We start from the raw sequence: 19,162 nt of genomic DNA, 5'->3' as shown, positions 1-19,162 counted from the left end.
AAAAAGTGGGGGATTATATAGGAGGTGGCTAAGGTCGGCGAATTTACGCCAAGGCTGCTGATTGAGTAAGGGATAAGTATGCGTAATCCTCTTTTGGTACTACTCCCATTCTTCCATTACTCATTTAATAGCTGCACGAGCAGCAATAGCGCCACCCCTAGGGCCGCGCCGCTAGTCGTGAGCACCCAGTCGCGCCGGGCAGCGCCAAAGCCTCGTAGCACCACGAAGCCTAGCAGCAAGATGATGCTGACCACCAGCAACTGCCCCAGCTCGACGCCTAGGTTGAAGGAAAGCAGCTCGGCCACCGGCCGACTATTGGCCCCCAGCAGCGACCGCAAATAAGTAGAAAACCCTAGGCCGTGGATAAGGCCAAAGGCCAGCGCTAACGCGTTAGGGGCGGCCCATACTACCGAAGTAGGCCGGCGGCTGGATGTGGAGCGGCTATCGGCCCGGCCGGCCTGCTTCATATTGAGCAGCGCCGTGAGCATAATCGTGACCGGAATCAGGGCTTCTACCAAGGGCGAGTCGACGCCCACCACCCCTAGGGTAGCCAGCGCCAGCGTGAGCGAATGCCCCACCGTGAAGCTCGTAACGAGCGCCACCACGCGCCGCCAGTCGGCCAGGGCGTAGGGCGCGCACAGGGCCAGCAGGAAGGTGAGATGGTCGGTGGCCTGCCAGCTCCAGATGTGCCAAAACCCAAGTTGTAGGTAGGTGGTGAATACAGACATCGGCTGCAAATGTCGGCAAAGTCGCGATAACCGACTGAGGTAGCCATTGCTCAAAAAGGACTGGCCGCAAAGCAACCAGCCTTTTAAAGTAAGACAAACCCAAATGGGAATTAACTCACCACCATATTTTTAATAGTCTATTGCTGTATTGGCTACTCTGTATTAGTTACTGGGCCATGCGGTTAGGCGTTTGCGCAGAGGAGCGTGAGTGAGATGCCTAGGTCCTGCCCATCTCATGCTTACTAGTTACCAGTATCACCAGGCGGTAAAGCCTAGGCGCTGAGCGTGGCGATACTGGTAGTGCTAAGTATGAGTAGATGATTCAAAAGGAGTGGGAAAGCACCCAATATTACCTCAAGCCCGAGGTTGAACTGCTCAAGCTGCGGCCCTTTATTTATGCAATTGCTACCGATAACGTTGTCGAGCCTTATGATGAGCACATACACCTGCTCAACGCCTGCTGCTAGCATTGGGCTTTGAAGGTCTCTCACCTCAATAGCCTACGGTGGCCACCACCAGAGTTACCTTCTATTTGCTGATAGCTTATCAATCGTTACTCGGCCTCGCAATACCTTTGGCAACACATTCATTATCCAATACTTGGCTTAGCATGTTCTATACAAAAACTTGTACTTTATTTATTCTTTAGCTTCTGTTTCGCGACTACAGCGTTTGCCCAGCAACCGCAATCACCAGCGCACGCCGAGCCCACCGCTGGCCGCCGCGACACGCTACGTGCCGTCCGCAACCTGTTTGAGCGGCGCCGGGCGGGTGGTCGTCGGTGGCTATACGTGGCTGGTGGTGGCGTGCTGGCCGTGACGCGCCAACTCATTAGCAGTGCTAGCTCCACTACTACCAATGGTATCCGCACTACCTCCGAAGCTAAGGGCTCGGAAGTGGCTACTGTATTTAGCTTAATCGTTGGGCTTCCAGCGGCTATTGGGGTCGGCAAATTGGTGCGCTTCAGCGACAAGCGCGAAGAAGCCATTACGGTGCCCTATACCACGGGCCAGCCGCTACCTAGGTACATTGCCCGCCGCCTGCGCCGCAAGGACTTTGAGTAGCAAGTGTTGGCACTCGACACGCGCTGGCAGCGTCTTCTAGCTGCCGTTCTCCTCTTAGAGAGGCCTTAATATTGAGCTAAATTCCTTGTTTCTTGCATGATTAAAATTTACACTTACACACTGCTCTTCCTCTTGTTGCTGGCTGGCTGCCCAGCTGCGCAGGCACAAACGGCAACTGCGCCCATCAGCCCGCTATCAACTGTTCCGGACTCTATCCCTAGAACATTTGGCCGTTGGTATCTTCCTCATTATCAAGAAAGCGCTACAGTAGCAGACACTGCGGGTGCCTTGGTGGCACTCTTCGCTCGCAAGCGCGCCAATACTTGGTGGTACCTGCCCATTTTTGGGCTAGGAATCGCCCTGATACAGCCTGGTGAGAAAACCACCAATGGCGTTAGGACTGGTAGCAGCCCGCCTGATTCGTGGCAATACGCCGCCGGTATTCCTCTCATGATTGGGGGCGTAGCGCCGATTATTGGTCGCCTGAGCACATACAGCCGCAGCCGCTTACGTACCATCCAGCAAGACTATGAAGCGGGTAAGTCGATTCCGGCTAGTCTTCGCCGCAAACTGAAACCACGGTACTTCGCTAGTGCTGCCATCATACGCGTTGCCATTGTGCAACAGCTACAAATGGAAAAGCTGCGAGCCCAGCAAAAGGCACTGCGCAAGCGGTAGCACTGCTATTACCACTACTTGCATACAAAAAGCCCCGCTAGCAGTTGCTAGCGAGGCTTTTCTATTCGACTTTACTCTAGGTTACACCGTCGGCAGCTCCACGTTTTCGAAGTGCACGGCACCATCTTCGAGCACGGCTTCTACCACGGCGTCCTTGCTCACTTTGCCGGAGAGAATCTCCTTGCTCAGCTCGTTGAGGATGACGCGCTGGAGCACGCGCTTGAGCGGGCGGGCGCCGAACTGCGGGTCGAAGCCCTGCTCGCCGAGGTAGTCGAGCACCTCGTCGGTAGCTTCGAGGCTGATGCCGGCCTCCTGCAAGCGCTGCTGGATTTGCTTGAACTGGATATCGACAATCTTGCGAATTTCCTTACGCTTGAGCGGCTGGAACATCACGATTTCGTCGATGCGGTTCAGGAACTCGGGGCGCATGTGCTGGCGCAGGCGCTCCACTACCTCGTCGCGGGTGCGGTCCACCACTTCTTCGTGGTTGTACTCATTCAGCTCTTTAAAATTCTTCTGAATGATGTCGGCCCCCGTGTTCGAGGTCATGATGATGATGGTGTTCTTGAAGTTCGCTACCCGGCCTTTGTTGTCGGTGAGGCGGCCATCGTCGAGCACTTGCAGCAAGATGTTGAATACGTCGGGGTGCGCTTTCTCAATCTCGTCGAGCAGCACCACCGAGTAGGGCTTGCGGCGCACGGCCTCCGTGAGCTGGCCGCCCTCGTCGTAGCCCACGTAGCCGGGAGGCGCCCCGATGAGGCGCGATACAGCGTGGCGCTCCTGAAACTCGCTCATGTCGATGCGCACCATGGCGTTCTCGTCGTTGAACAAGTACTCGGCCAGGGCCTTGGCTAGCTCGGTCTTACCTACCCCGGTGGTACCTAGGAAGATAAACGAGCCGATGGGCCGCTTGGGGTCTTGCAACCCGGCGCGCGAGCGGCGCACGGCATCGGAGATGGCGGCGATGGCTTCGCTCTGGCCAGCCACGCGGCGGCCTAGCTCGGCTTCGAGCCCTAGGAGCTTGTCGCGCTCGGCTTGCAGCATTTTGCTGACGGGGATGCCCGTCCACTTGGCCACTACCTCAGCAATGTCCTCGCTGGTCACCACTTCTTGCAGCATGCCGCCGCCGTCTTTGTTGGCGTTGGCTTCGTCCTGCAAGGTTTTGAGCTTCTGCTCGGCCTCCTGGATTTTGCCGTAGCGCAGCTCGGCCACGCGGCCGTAGTCGCCCTGGCGCTCGGCCTGCTCGGCTTCGGTCTTGAAGCGCTCGATGTTTTCCTTCTCGGTCTGGATGTTAGTCAAAACCGATTTCTCGCCTTCCCACTTGGCTTTTAGCTCGTCGCGCTGGGTACCTAGCTCGGCTAGCTCCTTGCTGAGCACGGCCTCGCGGTCCTTGTTGTCTTCGCGCCGAATGGCCTCGCGCTCAATCTCCAGCTGCATGATGCGGCGCTGGATTTCGTCGAGCTCCACGGGCATGGAGTTCAGCTCGATGCGCAGCTTGGCGGCGGCCTCGTCCATGAGGTCGATGGCCTTGTCGGGCAGGAAGCGGTCGGTGATGTAGCGGCTGCTCAGCTCCACGGCCGCAATTACGGCGTCGTCGGTGATGCGCACGCCGTGGTGCAGCTCGTACTTCTCCTTGATGCCGCGCAGGATGCTAATGGCGTCGGGCACGCTCGGCTCATCGACCATCACGGCCTGGAAGCGGCGCTCCAGGGCCTTGTCTTTCTCGATGTATTTCTGGTATTCCTTGAGCGTGGTGGCGCCGATGGCGTGGAGCTCGCCGCGGGCTAGAGCGGGCTTGAGCAGGTTGGCGGCGTCCATAGCGCCTTCGCCCCCGCCGCCGGCCCCAATCAGGGTGTGTATCTCGTCGATGAACAGAATAATCTGGCCTTCGGCGTCGGTCACTTCCTTAATAACGGCCTTGAGGCGCTCCTCAAATTCGCCCTTGTACTTGGCGCCGGCCACGAGCAGGCCTAGGTCGAGGCTCATCAAGGTTTTGTCTTGCAGGTTCTCGGGCACGTCGCCGGCCACGATGCGCTGGGCCAGGCCTTCGGCGATGGCGGTTTTACCTACGCCAGGCTCGCCGAGCAGCACGGGGTTGTTTTTGGTGCGGCGCGACAAAATCTGGAGTACGCGGCGGATTTCCTCGTCGCGCCCGATAACGGGGTCCATCTTGCCGCTGCGCACGCGCTCGTTCAGGTTGATGGCGTAGCGGTTGAGGCTCTGGTACTGCTCCTCGGCGGTCTGGCTGGTCACCTTGCGGCCCCCGCGCAGCTCCTGGATGGCGGCTTTCAGGTCGCGTTCCGTAAAGCCGTTGTCTTTGAGCAGGCTAGCCACGCTGTCTTTGCCGCCCAAGATGCCTAGCAGCAGGTGCTCGACGGACACAAACTCGTCGCCCATGTCTTTCATCTGGGTGTTGGCGCGCTGCACGGCGTTGGCAGCGTCGTTGGCCAGGTAAGGCGAGCCGCCGCTCACCTTGGGGTAGGCGTTCACGATGGCATCGAGCCGCTGGCCGAGGTTGGCCATGTTGGCGCCCAATTTCTTACCTAGGAAGGCAAGGGTGTTCTCGTCGTTCTGTAATAAAGCCTTCAGCAGGTGGCCCGTTTCGATGGCCTGCTGCTGGTTGGCTCCGGCAATCTCGGTGGCCTTCTGCACGGCCTCCTGTGCCTTGATGGTGAAGTTTTTAAAGTCCATTGGTTCGCTGAGTTCTAGGTAGGTGCTTCGGGTTAGGAAGATTGTACGAGGGTACTAGCAAACGAGGTGCAGAAGGTTTTTTTCGGACTTTTTGGCGGGAAACAACGATTAGCTTGTCTTATAATTGGACAATTTTTCAGAAACGTCTACCATGATTGAGAAAATCACCTTCAAAGCAGGTCCCTCGCCCCAATCGCCTAGTTTAAGTATAGAGGTAACACCTATAACTGTATTCGTTGGTCCTAACAATGCTGGGAAAAGCCGAGTCCTAATAGAGTTGGAAAGTTGGAGCATATCCGGAGATTATGCGCAAGGCCACATTACAAAAAATGTGGAATTCTCTCGCTTAAATGAGCAAGGCTTAAATGCCGAGTTGGAGACAATGAAGCGCCCAGCAGTTGCCGGTGAAAGCAGAAGTCAGGAAATTATATACCTATCTAGAGCTGGAACAAGCCTAAAAGATAGTGACGGAAACGAACAAATTTATTATAGACATTTGATTCGTGAAGCTGTAAACGGTGAGAAAACAGCTGTCAATGCATATGCGACTTATCGCAAATTATTTACACTCCGTTTGGATGGAAATAATAGACTAAATTTATTATCCGCTAAAAATGCCGGCGATTTTCAAGCGCCACCAACAAATGCGTTAGCTCGACTATTTAGAAACAACCAACTGCGTGAACAAATAAGAACAATAATTTATGATGCTTTTAAACGGTATTTTGTAATTGACCCCACTAATCCAGGACAGTTAAGGGTTAGGCTAGCAGAACGTTCTCCAGTTAACGAAGCTGAGGAGAGAAATTGGGATAGTATAGCAGTCGCTTACCACGGCCAAAATACTCCTATTGAGGAAACCAGCGATGGCGTCAGAGCATTCACGGGCATAATTACTGCATTGATTACAGGAGATCCCAAGATTACACTCATAGATGAGCCAGAAGCATTCTTACATCCTGCTCTGGCTATGAAATTAGGAAAGGAAGTTGCTACTATCGCCGCCGGCGAAACCCAAAAACGGCTATTCGTTTCTACACATAGTGCATCCTTCTTAATGGGGTGTATTCAATCTAGCGCTGCTATTAACATAGTTAGATTAACTTATAAAAGCGGAGTAGCTACAACACGCGTATTAAACAGAGAACAACTTGTTCCATTTATGCGCAACCCGATGCTACGGTCAACGGGAATGCTGGAAGGCTTATTCTATGAAGCAGTAATTGTTACAGAGGGTGACTCTGATAGGGCTTTCTATCAAGAAATAAATGAGAGACTTAGAAGCGCAAAAGATGTACGTGGATTGGGTAACTGTCTTTTTATTAATGCCCAGAATAAACAAACAATTTGGGACGTAGTTCGCCCATTACGTGAGCTAGGAATTCCAGCCATAGGAATCGTTGATTTAGACGTCCTTAAAGAAGGAGGAAAGATTTTTAGCAAGTTAACCGCAGGAGCATTTTTTCCCTCTGTAAGCATACCTAGTATCGAATTAACTAGGGCAAACCTGCTGGCCGCACTGAATGATAAAGACGGGAATTGGAAACGCAGCGGTGGTATTGGAGTTCTATCAGTTACCGAGCGGCAAGGTGCTGACACCTATTTTGACCAATTAGAAGCTCATGGTGTATTTGTAGTTCGCCCAGGTGAAGTTGAAGCTTGGATGGGATACTTAGGCGTGCCTAAAGAAAAGCAAAATTGGCTTCCTAGAATGTTTGAGGCAATGGGCGAGGACCCTACTCACCCTGATTATGTGCAGCCTCAGCCAGGGGATGTTTGGGAATTTATCGGGCGCATTAGAGAATGGGTTGACAACCCTAATCGAAAAGGAATACCTGAATAGAATTCAACAGAAGCTTCCGTTTCTTTCGCAACGCGAGCGCAGGTCGGGGTTTGCGCTTGGTGTGGCCTAGTATACTAGATGACTCCAGCTATGGTATAAACCTGTAGTAAAGCCAAAACGGCCGCCTAATCGCCCGCGCACTTCGTACACTTGCCCCTATGAAACCGAATACCCTAGCCACCTTTTACGAGGCGCTTGCCCCGGGTCCTGAGTCCGCAGTTGGCGTGGTGCCGCCGCCGGATATGGGGCAAGGCGTGGGGCATTTTAACGTGTTCCCGTTGGCAGAGCTACGCGGGGCGCCCCCGATGACGTTTAACCGGCGCGACTACTACAAAATCACGCTTTGCCGCGGGCGCAGCCAGGTGGAGTGTGCCGACCAGGCCCCGCACGTCGGCGACAATACCTTGTTTCTGGTGACGCCGCGCGTGCCCAAAACTAGCGCGAGCTTATAGCTCGTGCTTTTTCATTAAGCGGAGGTTGTACCTCCGCTGACGCGCAGCGGCAAGCTACACTAAATCAGCTTTCTTTTCTTAGCGGCCCTGGCGCCAGGAGGCACAGCTTCCCAAAAACAAGGGGCACGAGTTACGCTGCGTTAAACTCGCGCCAGTGGTAGCCGGTGTAAGAGTGGGCAACCGCTGCAACCAATAGCTTTACCGACTACTCTAAAACACAAGCAGGAGCACCCGGCTCGGATGCTCCTGCTTGTATAGATGGACTAGCGCTGGACTAGGCTTAGTTGATTTCGCTTTTGGCGAGCCATCGCTGTTGGCCTTGGCCTTGCGTGGCTGGGGCACCTAGGGCAGCCTGCAATAGATACAGCGAGCGGTGCGGGCGATTATTTTACGCCGCTCTGCTTTTCCGATTCGGCGCTGTACTTCACCTTGCCCATTTTGCGCAGCCGCTTGCGGTCCTCGCGGCTCATGCCGGGCACTTTTTTATCGCGGTTGGCGGCGCGGGGGCTGCCGGCGTCGCGGGTGGCGGGCGTCACCACGGGCTGGGCGCCCGGCACGGTGGCGGGCGTGATGGGAACGCCCGTGGCCGGCGCCACTGCCCCGGTGGGGGCCACTGCGCCCGAGGGCAGCACGGTTTGGGCGTGGGCGGAGGCGGTGCCGAGCAGGCCGGCCGCGGCGAAGGCAAGTAGCAGCTTCATAACAAACGAAAAGGCAAGGTGAGAGTAGCTGCTACGCAGGGCGCCGGGTTTCGGATGCCCTTGCTAGGCTCGGCTGCCCCACTCCTCCGAGGGGCACAGCGCCAGTGGCCGCCTTTAGGCACCGGGCCTAGCCGCGAGAACCTAGGCGCTCTTTGCCGCGGGCACCCTAGCCTAGGTGTCCTTTCGGACTACTTGCCTCAGGCTTGGCCCGTGCGGCTGGCGCGGCAAAACAGCCACCCCGACGCCGCCCAGATACCGGCGAAGATAGTGTTCAGGGCAATCACGTACAGCATCCCTTGGTTAATCTCGGGCTTCCAGATATACGCCGCCACCAGGGGCACCGCAAACTGCGTGAGCGCGGCCGCAAACATGGCGCGGGCCAGGCCCGGGGCCCGAAAGCGCGCCACTAGTGCCCCCACCCCAGCCACGGCTAGTACGGCCCCATAGAGCAGGTTGGCCGGGTTGTCTTCATTCCCGATGAAGCCCACGGCTAGGTTTCCCCAGATGAGCAGAAGCCCAGCCGCCACCGCCACACCCGCGCCGAGGCGGTACGAGCCATTGTTGCCCATGCGCGATACCAGCACGTACGTGAGGCCCGCGCCAAACAGCAGCGCGCCCGCAATTACAAAGTCGGATAAGGTCCAAACTACTTCTTTCGTGAACTGCATCGCTACCAGCGGAATGAGCAGCAGGCCGGCCGTAGCCAGCGCTAGGCGAGTAAGGCTTTTAGTGAGGGTCATGGCAGTAGAGTTTTAGGTGAGAAGGTGAGAAGAAATGGGCAAAATCCGCTGGTGCCAGCAGTGGCAGATTGAGGCGCTGCAGCCCGCCGCTAGTAGGCAAAGCAGCCGGGGCTCCCCTCCTGCCCTAGGTGGCACGGGCGACAACAATGCAAAGCAAGCGAAAGAACTTTGTATTTCAAAGCATGATTCAAAAAAGCTATTAAGCCCTCTTAGCTTATTGCTGTTGTGATGACGCTACGCGTGTATTTGAGGCGAGAAAAATCTTTCGCAAACACCTGTCATGCTGAGCCTGCGAAGCATCTTGTCACGTTCGAATACCCTGCTCCAGCGTGAGAAGATGCTTCGCAAGCTCAGCATGACAGACGGGTGGTTGGCAGGAAGGTATTTGCGCTGACTTACGACCTACATCTTACAGCTCCCACTCGCCGGCTAGCAGGCGTGGCAGCAGCGCGTGCACAATGCGGTAGCTGGCACCCCAGAGGTAGTGCGGCCCCACCCGCCAAAAGTCTATCGGCGTGGGTGCGGGCCAGCCGGGCAGCTGCCAGTTTTCGCGGCCGGTGTGGGCGGGGTCGGCTAGGTAGCGCACGGGCACGTGCAGCACCTCGGCTACTTCGGTGGGCTGAAAGTGCCAGGCAGGCGGCGGAGTGATGCGTCCTAGAAACGGCGCGATGCTAAAGTTGCTGGTGAGGGTGCTCACGGGTGGCAGCGCGGCCAGCACCTCGATGGCCGCCCTAGATAAGCCGATTTCTTCTTCGGTTTCGCGCAGGGCGGTGGCTTGCAGCGAGGCATCGGCGGGCTCGCGCTTGCCGCCTGGGAAGGCTAGCTGCCCGCCGTGCACGCCGTAGTTGGTGCGGCGTATCAGCACGAGGTTGGCGTCGCCGGCCGCGTCGCGGAATATGGGCACCAGCACCGCCGACTCGCGCAGCAAGATAGTAGGGTTATTCATCAGTAGTAACTAGGGTAGCAGGGTGGTTTGTAGCTGCCTCCCAACTTATGGCCATCTAACGGGGCACACCAGCCTCCCACTCGTGGTGCAGGCGGCGGGCATTGTACCAGAATACTGACACCGTAGCCACCACCCAAGCGGCCAATAGAGCCACCGCCAAGCCAGCAGCCTGGCGCACGCTGGGCAAGCCAAACGCGAGTGCTGGCAAAAAGGCTGGCACTAGGCAGTAGCACAGCAGCCAGCGACGAAAGGCATCAAAATCGCCGGGGCGGCCTGCACGAGTGCCAGCCGCCATGAGTAGATATTGCAAAAGCAGTAGCATGGGCAACGCCCCAGCAATGGCGACGCCCACTGCCAGCAGTGCCAACAAAAAGAAAAGCGCGGCCACCATCGGCACAGTGACAGCAGCATCGAGCAGCGGCGCGGCTACTGCGGCTATTATCAGCAGCAAGATGAAGGCCCCAATTAGTTGGAGCCACAAGTAGATGACGTGGGTACGAAACATCGGGCACGAAGTACGCGACCAAGCGGCAGGTTTCAGGCCGCTTTCGATGCGGGAGCAGCGGCTACTACCGTGCCGCCAGCACCTCGCGCACTTTGGTCCACCGGATTTCGGGGTAGCGGTCGTTGTCGAGGGTTTCGAACTTGGGAAGGCCAGTGAACATATTGTGCAGGTACTGCATGCCTTGCCAGGGCGGAAATACCTCCTTGGGGGCGGGCACGAGGCGGCGAGTGATTTTAATCATCAGCTTGAGCACCCACAGGCCACCAGCGCGCAGGCGCCGAAAGGGCTGGCCAATGGCGGCGCTAGCGGCGGCCTGCAAGTCGCGGACGGTGGCCACCTCGCCGGCCACGCGCAGGTAGCGCGGCGTGGTGGGGTCGAGGGCCGCGGCGGCAGTGTACTCGGCCGTGTTGGCGATGGTGGTGAAGTCGAGCGGCTGGTCGGCCGAGCCCCAGTACAAGATGCGCCGGAGCTTGAAGAGCACCAGCGGCGCCTGCCCGGTGAGCAGGTCCATAAACATGCCGTTGAGGATGGACGTGGCCTGAATGGGCATGCGGTCGAGGTGGCAGCCAAACTCGCGGCGCAGGTCGAGGTTGCGGTTGCTGCCGGCGGGCAGCTTGGTGAAGTCGATGGAAAAGTCGGATGGGATGAAGCGTGGCACGCCGGCCGCCACGGCCGCATCGAGTAAGTGGGTTTGAGCGTCCACGATAACGCTGCGCAGGCCAGAGAGGGCTGACACCACGCAGGCCGCGCCCGCACAGGCGCGGGTGAGGGCAGCCGAGTCGTCGAAATCAACTTCTACTATCTCGGCGCCGCGCTCGCGCAAGGACGCGACTTCGGGCTTGGTATTGCCGGGGCGCACGAGGGCGCGCACCTGGGCGCCGCGGTCGAGCAGGGCCAGCGCAATGCGGTGGCCTAGGTCGCCGGTAGCCCCGGCCAGCACGATAAGCGTAGGGTCGGCCGCCGAGCGGCCGATAGGTGAAGTGGGAGTGTCGGCCAAAATAGAAGGGGTAGTTATTATCAGAAAATAAGTTGGCTAGTAGTACGCGGCCCTAGCTTGCCAGTTAAGCGTAGCTTGGACTTTATAGTCCGAGCGCGAGCGCAGCGAGCAGTAGGTAGGCGAACGCGGGATGCTCGCTGCGCTCACGCTCGGACTACAAAGTCCAAGCTACTGCTCAGCAAAAAGCCCCTGCCGCTAAAGGCAGAGGCTTTATTGCTATAGATGCCAGCGAGGGGCAACTACATTTTGGATTTGGTCTTCATCGAGCCGTCGCTGCTCTTCATTTTGCCGCTTTTGCGCATCATTTTTTTGTCGCTGCGGTCTTTAGACATCTTGTCCATGCGGCCGTTGTTCATGCGGTCGCTGCTTGGGGTTTGGTCAGTGGTAGTGCCGGCGCTAGGCATATTGGAGGGGTTGCCAGTTTGGGCGCCGGGCGAGGTGCCGGGGGCTACGGTTTGGGCAGTGGCGGCGCCGGTAGCGAGGGCAAACGCGAGGGCGAGCAGGGCAGTGGCTTTCATGGGGGGAGAGTGCTAGTGGGTGAGGGAGGGGCGGCGGCTGGGCCACCGTACCGGGCTATACGTGGTACGAAGCCAAGCGTTTACACCAACCTAGGCGGGTGCCCGGCCACACGGCAGCCGGCTGCGTTTGCAGCTCGCCTGGGCCCTATTTCACCATAAGAATCCCCAAAAGTTGCACCCACTGGCCGGGCGCTTTGGCGCTTATTCGGCAGCCAGCCACGCGGTAGTCCAGTACTGGCCGGGTCCAAAGAAAAGGCGCAGCACTTCGTCGGTGAGCTTGTTACCGTTAGCGCTGTTGGTCAGGAAGACGAGACTCTCCTGGCGGCCGGGCAGCGCCATAAAGAAGCCCCGGAAATCGCCGTTGTCGCCCCAGTGCCAGAGCGCGGGGCCCTGGCTAGTAGTGGCGAGGCCCAGCCCGCAGGCCCAGGCAATGGCCGGGTCGGCGGCACTGGCGGGCGTGCCGCAGCGGTCGGCGGCATTGGCGGGGGTAGTGAGCAGGCGGGCGGTGGCGGGCTTCAGGCCCCGGCCTGCCACGAGGGCTTGCAGGAAAAGGCCGTAGTCGGTGGCCGTAGTCAGCAGCGAGTAGGCGCCATAGGGGGCGGCAAACTTTCTGACTTCCGTAGGCTTGCCCTTATCATCGTGGCCGGTGGCGGCTACGTCGGCAAAGCGCGCTTGCCACACGAAGCTGCTGTTTTTCAACCCTAGGGGGCGAAAAACCTCTTCCTGGGCCAGCACCTCCCACGACTTGCCGGTGAGGTGCTCCATCGTTTTTTGCAGCCACACGTAGCCCTCGCCCGAGTAGTTCCAGCAGCTATCGGGGGCGTACTTGAGGCGTAGCGCTGAGGTAGACCAGATAGGCCCCAGGGGGTTATCGGCCCAGTTGGGCAGGCCGGTGGTGTGGGTCAGCACCCGGCGGGCCGTGATGCGGGCTGCGCGCGGGTCGGGCTGCAGCCTAGGGTATGGGGCGTAGGCCAGCAGCGACTTATCGAGGTCGAGCACGCCGCGGTCGTGCAGGCGCAGGGCCACGTAGGCCAGCACCACCTTGCCCAGCGAAGCCGCCTGGAAGATGCTGGTGGCCGCCACGACCTGCGTAGTGCCGGCCTGGCGCAGCCCTAGGTTGTACGTTTTGGTGGCCTTACCCTTGGTGTAGCTGAGCTGCATGCCCGGCACGTTTTCCTTTTTAAGCAGGGCGGTTAGCTCAGCCTGCTGCGCCCAGGCGGCGGGGCCGCTGAGCAGCAGGAGTAGCACAACGAATAGGTTCATACTGGGCGAGAAGCGTAGATATGGATGGCTTCGAGGGAAGCCCCGTCGCCGTGAGTAGTCAGGTAGACTTGGGCGCGGTGCAGGTAACGCAACTGCGCCGCGTAGCTCACAAAGGGGCTAAACAGCGGCACCGGCTCCCCTACCCTAGCCACCACGCTAAATGCCAGCTGCTCGGCTACCACTGGCTCGGGCTGCGGCGCGGGCTGGGGCCACCTAGGGCCAAAATTGCGCACGGCCAGGTACATGAGCTTGGCGCGGCCGCGGCGGGTGCCGCCCGCCAGGCAGGCAGGCCAGGTAAAACATGTAGTGCGTGTCGCGCCAGGGCCGGGTGCGGGTGTCGCAGGCCACGTCGTGCACAATGGAGCCATACACGTAGTCGCCGGTGAAGGGAGAGCCTACCAGCGACCACAGCACCCGCGGAATGCTGGCCCCGTCGACTAGGCTGCCGCTGGGGGCCTCCCACACGGTGCCATTGGCCGCCTCGGTGAAAGTAAAATCGTCGATGACCCGCACTTTGCGATTAGGCGCGTTGGGCGTGTCGATAAAGTCAATCTTGGGCGTATCAGAAAAAACGCCAGCCGTGGGGTCTGCAGTGATAGGCATTGGGTGGGAGGCAAAAGCAACTTTAACGGCGGAGCTAGGGCGCATTGGGCCGTCCAAAATAGAGGTAAAAAACTAGCCGTGAGCCGGTGGGGTGCGTACTTCTAGCCTAGGTCCTTCCCTATTAGCTAGTATGCAAAAAATTTTCCTTACCCTCCTGTGCAGCTTGGCGGCCGGGCCGGTGGCCTGGGCCTGCCCGTGGTGCCGGCCGCGGGTGCAGGCCGGCATTTACACGCCCGCCTACACCACCAACGTGCTGCTGGTGCTCTTGCCGATAGCCGTGCTGCTCGCCCTCGGGGTGGCCCTGTTTTATTGGGATAAACTACGGCCTTACTTCTTCGCTAGCTATGGCAAGTCCTAACACGCTGGCGCTGCGGCGCACGCCACTAGTGGCGGCCGGCATCTTGCTGGGGGCTGGCCTGGGTGGCTTTGTCGATGGCATCTTGCTACACCAAATATTGCAGTGGCACAATATGCTCTCGGGCCAGCTGCCGCCCGACACGCTGGTGCGGGCTAAGGTCAATATGTACTGGGATGGCCTGTTTCACGCGGCGGTGTGGGTGCTCACGGCAGTGGGGCTGGCCATGCTGTGGAGCGCCACCGGCTGCCCCGATGTGCCGCACTCGGGCCGCACGCTCCTAGGTGGCCTGCTGCTGGGCTGGGGCTTGTTCAACGTGGTAGAAGGCATCATCGACCACGAAGTACTTGGGCTACACCATGTGTACGAATACACACCCAACCACCTGCCCGCCGACCTCGGCTTTCTGGCCCTAGGGCTGGTGCTACTGCTAGCTGGCTGGGCACTGGTGCGGGCCGGGCGCCCGCGGTAAGAGCTTGGTAGAAATGTAGCTTTCGGTTATCAGTCCAGGTTATTACGTACACGGACCTAGGCGCTCTATTCCGGCGCTTCCATTTCCGATGTCAACTTTCACCGTCGAACGACTTTCTTTCCAGCACCTTTTCGAACTGCCCAATGCCTGGCAGCCGGCCGACTACCTAGCCCTGCTCACCAAGGTCGACTACGAGAACCCCGAGGCCATTGCCCCGGCCGAACTCAAGGAAATGACCCAGCTCGCCCTCACCGACCTAGAGCCCGCCGAGGCCGCCGAAGTCGTGCTCGGCCACCTCGTGAATGACGAGCTCACGGCGGGCCAGCTCGACCAGCTTGCCCACCAAATGCAGACCGAAAAGCTGTGGGAAGAAAACCCCAATTTTGCTTTGCACCAGCGCTTCTTCAACGCCACGCAGCTGCTCTACGACGCTTACAACGGCAAATTTCCGCACCCGCAGGCGGTCGAGTTTAAGGTAAAAATCACCGCTGCCAACCCCGCCGACCTAGCGCTACTCGACCAAGAGCCGGCCACTGCGCTGCTGCGCCTGCTCGCCCCCGGCCTCAGCGACCGCGCCCTATTGCACCGCTTATTTAGCAACCAGCTAGCGGGCGGCGAGTTTCCCGAGGCCAGCGCCATTCTGTGGCAGCTCACGCCCAGCGAAAAAACCGATACCAGCGTGGTCTACGACATCATCAGCTCCGATTACTGGCTCGAAGAGTTCAAGTTTGCCGACACCTACGAGGCCACGCTGCCTGCTGAGTAATTGTAGCTAGTGCGTGGACCCCACCCCCGGCCCCTCCCCTCCGGGAGAGGGGAGCCTGACGCAAGCAGGCGTTACCTAACGATAGGCTCCCCTCTCCCGGAGGGGAGGGGCCGGGGGTGGGGTCCACGCACTAAAAAAGGTCGTTCCTATTACAGGAACGACCTTTTTTGTTTATTGAAAGCTACCCTAGTGTCTAGCCGTGGCGCTGCTTCCACTCGTCGGCGATGCCGAGCTTCTTGGCAATGTCCTTGAACATTTCGGGGTCGAAGTCGTCTTCGCCGGGCGCGCTGAGCTGGGGCTCTTCTTCGAGCACCGGGTAGGGCACGCCTTTGATGGCGCCTTCCTTCACCACTAGCTGCGAGCCGTCTTCGGGGTGCTCGCCGTTCCAGATAAGGCCGGCTTCTTTGTAGGCATTGGGCGAGAAGGTATAGAGCTCGCGGTGCAGGCCATGCTCCATAAACTTGACCGCCTCCGGAAACTTGGCATTGGAGAGCGGCGGCACAGGCATGATTTTCTTTACATCAACCCCCGTAATTACCTCCAGCGCTTTGGCGTAGGCATACACGTGCAGGCCGCCGCGCACCAGCAGGTAGCCAATCATGGTGCGGGCGCAGGGGTCAGTTACGGTTTCGTAGGCCCGGATTTTATTGGCCCGCGCGCCGCATTCGAGAAAGAAGTTGTGCAGTAGGTCGAGGCGCAAGGTGCCCGTGCTGTTCACGTATTGGCCGGTCCAGGGGTTGCCCATCGAGTCGAAGGGCAAGGCGGCCTGGCCGCTGGCCAGGAAGTGGTACGAGTTGCGCGCATCGGCGGTACCGGCTAGCGGGCCGGGCACCGGGTCTTTGCCACGCTCGGTTACGCCGGTCAGCAGCAGGTTGATGGCGTAGCTCACCGCCTCGATGTGCGAATACTCCTCAGCCGCGATGGCCGACGTGAGCGCGTAGAACGGCCGGAGCCGGTCGCGCCCCCGAAAGTTGAACGACTGGAACGTGTAGTTCATCAGCGTGCTCATCTCCCCAAATTTCCCCCCTAGCAGCTCCTGAATAGCAGCAGCATCATTGGCAGACGGGTTTTTCGGCTTTGGCAGGTCAAGTGCCAGTTCGTCGAGGCGAAGTATCATGCGAAACAGGTAGTGAAGGTGAGAAATGGGCGGGCACTACTTAGCGCTACCGTTTATTGTTACGCAGATACCCGCAAAGCGAACGTGCATCTTTTGGTCATTTATACGTATTTAATCCTTGGTTATCTGGTTTTTATAGTCAAGCTTATCTGCGCTTTTACCACCAGCGTAGCTACTGGGGTTTCTTCTAAGGCAAGCGCTTAGCTGCCTTGCCCTAGGTAGCTCGCTGGCAGCCATTTCTGTCCTTACCACCCCTTATTATTATTTGTTTAAATCTGGATTTCAGGCTTTTTAGATGGCTAAAAACAAACAGCCCCGCCCCTTAGCAGGGCGGGGCTGTACCTATCAGATAGCTTAGAGGCGATAGCTAGCGCTTCAGCGGCTGCGCCGCTACCCCTTCGGTGGTCAGTACTACGGGCTTAATCATGCCCTTGGCGTCGAAGTGCATTTCTTCGAGGCACACTACGCGGTGGTTGCCGTTTTTGTCGCCTATTGGGTGGCGGTGGTAGGCGATGTACCACTTGTCGGTGCCGGGCACGTTGATAACGGCGTGGTGACCGGCGCCAGTGCCCACCTTGGGGTCCTGGGCCAGAATTTTGCCTACCCGCTCAAACGGGCCGAAGGGCGAGTCGCCCACAGCGTAGGCTACCGAGTAGTCGGGGCCAGTCCAGCCGCCCTCGCTCCACATGAAGTAGTACTTGCCATTGCGGCGGAACATGATGGGGCCTTCTACATAGCCCTGGGGCGTAATCTCCTTGAACACCTTGCCATCAGCCATCGGCAAGAAACCTGTAAAGTCGGGCTTGAGCTTGGCAATGTTGCAGTGCTGCCAGCCGCCGTACACGAGGTAGTACTGCCCGTCTTTATCTTGAAACACAAACTGGTCGATGGGCTGGGCACCGTTTTCGATGGTGCCTACCAGCGGCTTGCCTAGGTAGTCTTTGAATGGCCCGGCGGGGTTATCAGCCACCGCTACTCCGATGCCTCCTGGAGGCTCGTTGGGCTTTTCGGGGTGGTAGTCGTTGGCCCCAAAGAAGAGGTAATACTTGCCGCCCTTAGCTACAATAGCGGGCGCCCACATAGCGCGGTGTGCCCATTTCACGCTGGCCGTGTCCAGCACGCGCGGGTGCTTGGTCCAGTGCACCAGGTCGGGAGAGGAAAAAGCGTCGAGGTATACCTGCTGCTCGTAGGGCGCCGAGTAGGTAGGGTACAGCCAGTACTGCTTGTTAAAAATGGCCGCGTCGGGGTCGGCGTACCACCCCGGAAAAATGGGGTTGCCGCTGGTGCGCGGCTTGGTGGCTTGGGCGTGGCTGGCGAGACTGGTAGCCAGCAGCCCGGCCGCTAGGAGCATTGCTTTCATGGGGGCAAGGTACTGGCGCGGCACTAATTAAAAAGCTCGACAAGACGCAGCTAGCCCCGGCGCGCTACAACCCGCCTAGGCAGGGCGGCGTACCACCAGCATCCTTTTCCACACGCCCTATGTCTACTCTTGCCCCTGCCGAGCTCTCGCGCCAGCTGCGCCTCGGCCACAGCCCCGACCTCAACCGCCGCCGCTGGATTATAGGCCTCTCGCTCGTAACCGTGGCGGCCGGCCAAATTGTGACCCTCTACCAAACCGGCGTCATCTCGCACCTACCCGACCCGCCCCTGTCGGTATTCGACTCCGACAAAGTCGATGCCTCCGACTACGGCTACAAGCGCCTGCAAATGCCCGACGCCCCCGCCATGATAGTGACCGGCGGCATCACGACCATCCTGGCCTCGGCCGGCGGCCAGGAGCGCGCCACTACCCTCCCCTGGCTGCCCGTGGCGCTGCTCGGCAAAACCCTTATTGACCTGGTTACCAACGTGCAGCTGGGTCGCGAAGAGTGGCAGGAAAATAAGAAACTGTGCTTCTACTGCCAGGCCTCTACTGTAGCTGCCACGGCCGCGGCCGTACTAGCCGTGCCCGAGGCGATAAAGGCATTTAAGACGCTGTTTGGCAAAAAGAAAGCTGCAGCGTAAGCTCTAGGTTAGCATAAAAAAAAAGCACCTGAGGCCTGAGGCCCTAGGTGCTTTTTTTATGAGCCGAGAAAGCCTCGGTGTTTGGCTAAGCGCGAGCGCTTAACAAGGAGAGAAAAACTCTACTTCTTGTAGATGCCCCTTCTTGAATAGCAGGTTCAAGGACTCATCCATTTGTTCTCCTTTGTAATAGAAAGGCAAGCTCATCTCCTCCCCCGGCCGCCCGGTACTTGGCACATCAGCTTGCTTGGCGGCCTCTGGGAAGATGCGACGTACGTCTTCCAAGGTAGTATTCTGATTGAGGATAAGTTGCCCCAGCTTGCCCTGAAACTTACCCGTTGTGACATCGAAGCTGGATAAAATGGCGTGGGGGCCACTCACTTCATATCTGGTGTTGCCGTAGTACCAAATGTCACCAGCGGGGCTGTCTATCTTGTTCAGAATCTCTAACCTAGCGCCGCATTCTACGGCGCCCTTATCAATTTTGCCGGGGCGCCCCAACTGGTGCACTAGTTGGCTAGTGGTAAGCTCCTTAACCGGCTGGCCATTAACAGTGAGCATAGCCGACTCGACATATTCTGGCTTGGCTGCTGGCTTAGTTGAGTCGGCGCTAAGCGGTGCCTGCTTGGTCGGCGTGGGTTCTGCCGCAGGGGCAGAGGCGGTAGTAGGAGCCTCTTGGCAGGAAACCAAACAAGCCAAAACTGGCGCTAATAGCAAAAGGTATT

At 58.5% G+C, this 19,162-nt stretch carries 23 protein-coding genes; 9 read left to right on the top strand and 14 right to left on the bottom strand.

Annotated features, from left to right (window positions below):
- Positions 1–116: 116 nt before the first annotated feature.
- Positions 117–728: a HupE/UreJ family protein gene (locus tag JAO77_RS01855; protein ID WP_198988573.1), complete on the bottom strand. Its 612-nt coding sequence runs from the start codon at positions 726–728 to the stop codon at positions 117–119.
- A 317-nt stretch (positions 729–1,045) separates the two neighbouring features.
- On the opposite strand from JAO77_RS01855, the gene JAO77_RS01850 reads away from it, so the two are divergent.
- The 3 genes from JAO77_RS01850 to JAO77_RS01840 all read left to right on the top strand — a co-directional run bounded on the left by JAO77_RS01850 (position 1,046) and on the right by JAO77_RS01840 (position 2,470).
- Positions 1,046–1,195, top strand: a complete 150-nt coding sequence (locus tag JAO77_RS01850; RefSeq protein WP_198988572.1) for a hypothetical protein — start codon at positions 1,046–1,048, stop codon at positions 1,193–1,195.
- Positions 1,196–1,519: 324 nt separating this feature from the next.
- A complete protein-coding gene (locus JAO77_RS01845) occupies positions 1,520–1,792 on the top strand; it encodes a hypothetical protein (protein WP_198988571.1) in 273 nt (90 codons plus the stop codon).
- A 96-nt stretch (positions 1,793–1,888) separates the two neighbouring features.
- Positions 1,889–2,470 carry a hypothetical protein gene (locus tag JAO77_RS01840; protein WP_198988570.1) on the top strand — a complete coding sequence of 194 codons (582 nt, stop codon included), beginning with the start codon at positions 1,889–1,891 and terminating at the stop codon, positions 2,468–2,470.
- An 81-nt stretch (positions 2,471–2,551) separates the two neighbouring features.
- On the opposite strand, the gene clpB is transcribed toward JAO77_RS01840, so the two are convergent.
- Positions 2,552–5,161: an ATP-dependent chaperone ClpB gene (gene clpB / locus JAO77_RS01835; protein WP_198988569.1), complete on the bottom strand. Its 2,610-nt coding sequence runs from the start codon at positions 5,159–5,161 to the stop codon at positions 2,552–2,554.
- 124 nt (positions 5,162–5,285) lie between these two features.
- Between clpB and JAO77_RS01830 the strand changes: the two genes are divergently transcribed.
- A complete protein-coding gene (locus JAO77_RS01830; RefSeq protein ID WP_198988568.1) occupies positions 5,286–7,004 on the top strand; it encodes an ATP-dependent nuclease in 1,719 nt (572 codons plus the stop codon).
- Positions 7,005–7,162: 158 nt separating this feature from the next.
- Complete coding sequence (locus tag JAO77_RS01825) at positions 7,163–7,456, top strand: hypothetical protein (RefSeq protein ID WP_198988567.1); 294 nt, start codon at positions 7,163–7,165, stop codon at positions 7,454–7,456.
- Between the two features lie 383 nt (positions 7,457–7,839).
- Here JAO77_RS01825 and JAO77_RS01820 read toward each other — a convergent pair whose 3' ends face one another.
- The 9 genes from JAO77_RS01820 to JAO77_RS01780 form a co-directional block, all read right to left on the bottom strand.
- Positions 7,840–8,154 (bottom strand): hypothetical protein, encoded by a 315-nt coding sequence (locus JAO77_RS01820; protein ID WP_198988566.1) that lies wholly within the window; start codon positions 8,152–8,154, stop codon positions 7,840–7,842.
- A gap of 197 nt (positions 8,155–8,351) precedes the next feature.
- Positions 8,352–8,894 carry a hypothetical protein gene (locus JAO77_RS01815; RefSeq protein ID WP_198988565.1) on the bottom strand — a complete coding sequence of 181 codons (543 nt, stop codon included), beginning with the start codon at positions 8,892–8,894 and terminating at the stop codon, positions 8,352–8,354.
- Between the two features lie 409 nt (positions 8,895–9,303).
- Positions 9,304–9,840, bottom strand: a complete 537-nt coding sequence (locus JAO77_RS01810; RefSeq protein ID WP_198988564.1) for an NUDIX hydrolase — start codon at positions 9,838–9,840, stop codon at positions 9,304–9,306.
- Between the two features lie 55 nt (positions 9,841–9,895).
- Positions 9,896–10,345, bottom strand: coding sequence for a hypothetical protein (locus tag JAO77_RS01805; RefSeq protein WP_198988563.1), 450 nt, complete (start codon positions 10,343–10,345; stop codon positions 9,896–9,898).
- A gap of 64 nt (positions 10,346–10,409) precedes the next feature.
- A complete protein-coding gene (locus JAO77_RS01800; protein ID WP_235998176.1) occupies positions 10,410–11,342 on the bottom strand; it encodes an aromatic alcohol reductase in 933 nt (310 codons plus the stop codon).
- 239 nt (positions 11,343–11,581) lie between these two features.
- Positions 11,582–11,860 carry a hypothetical protein gene (locus JAO77_RS01795; RefSeq protein WP_198988562.1) on the bottom strand — a complete coding sequence of 93 codons (279 nt, stop codon included), beginning with the start codon at positions 11,858–11,860 and terminating at the stop codon, positions 11,582–11,584.
- 201 nt (positions 11,861–12,061) lie between these two features.
- The gene (locus JAO77_RS01790) at positions 12,062–13,123 is read right to left on the bottom strand and encodes a serine hydrolase domain-containing protein (RefSeq protein WP_198988561.1); all 1,062 of its coding nucleotides are present in this window, start codon (positions 13,121–13,123) and stop codon (positions 12,062–12,064) included.
- Positions 13,120–13,368 (bottom strand): hypothetical protein, encoded by a 249-nt coding sequence (locus JAO77_RS01785; RefSeq protein WP_198988560.1) that lies wholly within the window; start codon positions 13,366–13,368, stop codon positions 13,120–13,122. The genes JAO77_RS01790 and JAO77_RS01785 overlap by 4 nt, the downstream gene beginning before the upstream one ends.
- On the bottom strand, positions 13,337–13,726 hold the full coding sequence (locus JAO77_RS01780) for a DUF1353 domain-containing protein (RefSeq protein ID WP_198988559.1): 390 nt from the start codon (positions 13,724–13,726) through the stop codon (positions 13,337–13,339). The genes JAO77_RS01785 and JAO77_RS01780 overlap by 32 nt, the downstream gene beginning before the upstream one ends.
- A gap of 130 nt (positions 13,727–13,856) precedes the next feature.
- Between JAO77_RS01780 and JAO77_RS01775 the strand changes: the two genes are divergently transcribed.
- The 3 genes from JAO77_RS01775 (at position 13,857) to JAO77_RS01765 (ending at position 15,319) form a co-directional block, all read left to right on the top strand.
- Positions 13,857–14,084, top strand: a complete 228-nt coding sequence (locus JAO77_RS01775) for a hypothetical protein (protein WP_198988558.1) — start codon at positions 13,857–13,859, stop codon at positions 14,082–14,084.
- On the top strand, positions 14,071–14,553 hold the full coding sequence (locus JAO77_RS01770) for a DUF2243 domain-containing protein (protein WP_198988557.1): 483 nt from the start codon (positions 14,071–14,073) through the stop codon (positions 14,551–14,553). The genes JAO77_RS01775 and JAO77_RS01770 overlap by 14 nt, the downstream gene beginning before the upstream one ends.
- Before the next feature lie 88 nt (positions 14,554–14,641).
- Positions 14,642–15,319 carry a hypothetical protein gene (locus tag JAO77_RS01765; protein WP_198988556.1) on the top strand — a complete coding sequence of 226 codons (678 nt, stop codon included), beginning with the start codon at positions 14,642–14,644 and terminating at the stop codon, positions 15,317–15,319.
- Positions 15,320–15,512: 193 nt separating this feature from the next.
- Here the strand turns inward: JAO77_RS01765 and JAO77_RS01760 are convergent, their stop codons facing one another.
- Entirely contained in the window at positions 15,513–16,436 is a 924-nt protein-coding gene (locus tag JAO77_RS01760; RefSeq protein WP_198988555.1) for a manganese catalase family protein, read from the bottom strand.
- 367 nt (positions 16,437–16,803) lie between these two features.
- The gene (locus JAO77_RS01755; RefSeq protein ID WP_198988554.1) at positions 16,804–17,796 is read right to left on the bottom strand and encodes a glycoside hydrolase family 43 protein; all 993 of its coding nucleotides are present in this window, start codon (positions 17,794–17,796) and stop codon (positions 16,804–16,806) included.
- A 119-nt stretch (positions 17,797–17,915) separates the two neighbouring features.
- Here JAO77_RS01755 and JAO77_RS01750 point away from each other — a divergent pair, with 119 nt between their 5' ends.
- Positions 17,916–18,440 carry a vitamin K epoxide reductase family protein gene (locus JAO77_RS01750; protein ID WP_198988553.1) on the top strand — a complete coding sequence of 175 codons (525 nt, stop codon included), beginning with the start codon at positions 17,916–17,918 and terminating at the stop codon, positions 18,438–18,440.
- A 99-nt stretch (positions 18,441–18,539) separates the two neighbouring features.
- Here the strand turns inward: JAO77_RS01750 and JAO77_RS01745 are convergent, their stop codons facing one another.
- A complete protein-coding gene (locus JAO77_RS01745; protein ID WP_198988552.1) occupies positions 18,540–18,998 on the bottom strand; it encodes a hypothetical protein in 459 nt (152 codons plus the stop codon).
- Positions 18,999–19,162: the final 164 nt, after the last annotated feature.

Origin of the sequence: Hymenobacter sp. BT559, assembly GCF_016427535.1 — a bacterium.
GTDB lineage: Bacteria > Bacteroidota > Bacteroidia > Cytophagales > Hymenobacteraceae > Hymenobacter.
This window is presented reverse-complemented; position numbering and strand designations above follow the sequence as displayed.

Excerpts from the sequence above, each read along its gene's own strand:
- JAO77_RS01775 (WP_198988558.1), top strand. The coding sequence starts at position 13,857 with ATGCAAAAAATTTTCCTTACCCTCCTGTGCAGCTTGGCGGCCGGGCCG.
- JAO77_RS01840 (WP_198988570.1), top strand. The coding sequence starts at position 1,889 with ATGATTAAAATTTACACTTACACACTGCTCTTCCTCTTGTTGCTGGCT.
- JAO77_RS01760 (WP_198988555.1), bottom strand. The coding sequence starts at position 16,436 with ATGATACTTCGCCTCGACGAACTGGCACTTGACCTGCCAAAGCCGAAA.
- JAO77_RS01745 (WP_198988552.1), bottom strand. The coding sequence starts at position 18,998 with ATGCTCACTGTTAATGGCCAGCCGGTTAAGGAGCTTACCACTAGCCAA.
- JAO77_RS01825 (WP_198988567.1), top strand. The coding sequence starts at position 7,163 with ATGAAACCGAATACCCTAGCCACCTTTTACGAGGCGCTTGCCCCGGGT.
- JAO77_RS01790 (WP_198988561.1), bottom strand. The coding sequence starts at position 13,123 with ATGAACCTATTCGTTGTGCTACTCCTGCTGCTCAGCGGCCCCGCCGCC.
- JAO77_RS01765 (WP_198988556.1), top strand. The coding sequence starts at position 14,642 with ATGTCAACTTTCACCGTCGAACGACTTTCTTTCCAGCACCTTTTCGAA.
- JAO77_RS01780 (WP_198988559.1), bottom strand. The coding sequence starts at position 13,726 with ATGCCTATCACTGCAGACCCCACGGCTGGCGTTTTTTCTGATACGCCC.
- JAO77_RS01850 (WP_198988572.1), top strand. The coding sequence starts at position 1,046 with ATGATTCAAAAGGAGTGGGAAAGCACCCAATATTACCTCAAGCCCGAG.
- JAO77_RS01815 (WP_198988565.1), bottom strand. The coding sequence starts at position 8,894 with ATGACCCTCACTAAAAGCCTTACTCGCCTAGCGCTGGCTACGGCCGGC.
- JAO77_RS01820 (WP_198988566.1), bottom strand. The coding sequence starts at position 8,154 with ATGAAGCTGCTACTTGCCTTCGCCGCGGCCGGCCTGCTCGGCACCGCC.
- JAO77_RS01750 (WP_198988553.1), top strand. The coding sequence starts at position 17,916 with ATGTCTACTCTTGCCCCTGCCGAGCTCTCGCGCCAGCTGCGCCTCGGC.
- JAO77_RS01770 (WP_198988557.1), top strand. The coding sequence starts at position 14,071 with ATGGCAAGTCCTAACACGCTGGCGCTGCGGCGCACGCCACTAGTGGCG.
- JAO77_RS01805 (WP_198988563.1), bottom strand. The coding sequence starts at position 10,345 with ATGTTTCGTACCCACGTCATCTACTTGTGGCTCCAACTAATTGGGGCC.
- JAO77_RS01810 (WP_198988564.1), bottom strand. The coding sequence starts at position 9,840 with ATGAATAACCCTACTATCTTGCTGCGCGAGTCGGCGGTGCTGGTGCCC.
- JAO77_RS01785 (WP_198988560.1), bottom strand. The coding sequence starts at position 13,368 with ATGTACCTGGCCGTGCGCAATTTTGGCCCTAGGTGGCCCCAGCCCGCG.
- JAO77_RS01795 (WP_198988562.1), bottom strand. The coding sequence starts at position 11,860 with ATGAAAGCCACTGCCCTGCTCGCCCTCGCGTTTGCCCTCGCTACCGGC.
- clpB (WP_198988569.1), bottom strand. The coding sequence starts at position 5,161 with ATGGACTTTAAAAACTTCACCATCAAGGCACAGGAGGCCGTGCAGAAG.
- JAO77_RS01855 (WP_198988573.1), bottom strand. The coding sequence starts at position 728 with ATGTCTGTATTCACCACCTACCTACAACTTGGGTTTTGGCACATCTGG.
- JAO77_RS01755 (WP_198988554.1), bottom strand. The coding sequence starts at position 17,796 with ATGAAAGCAATGCTCCTAGCGGCCGGGCTGCTGGCTACCAGTCTCGCC.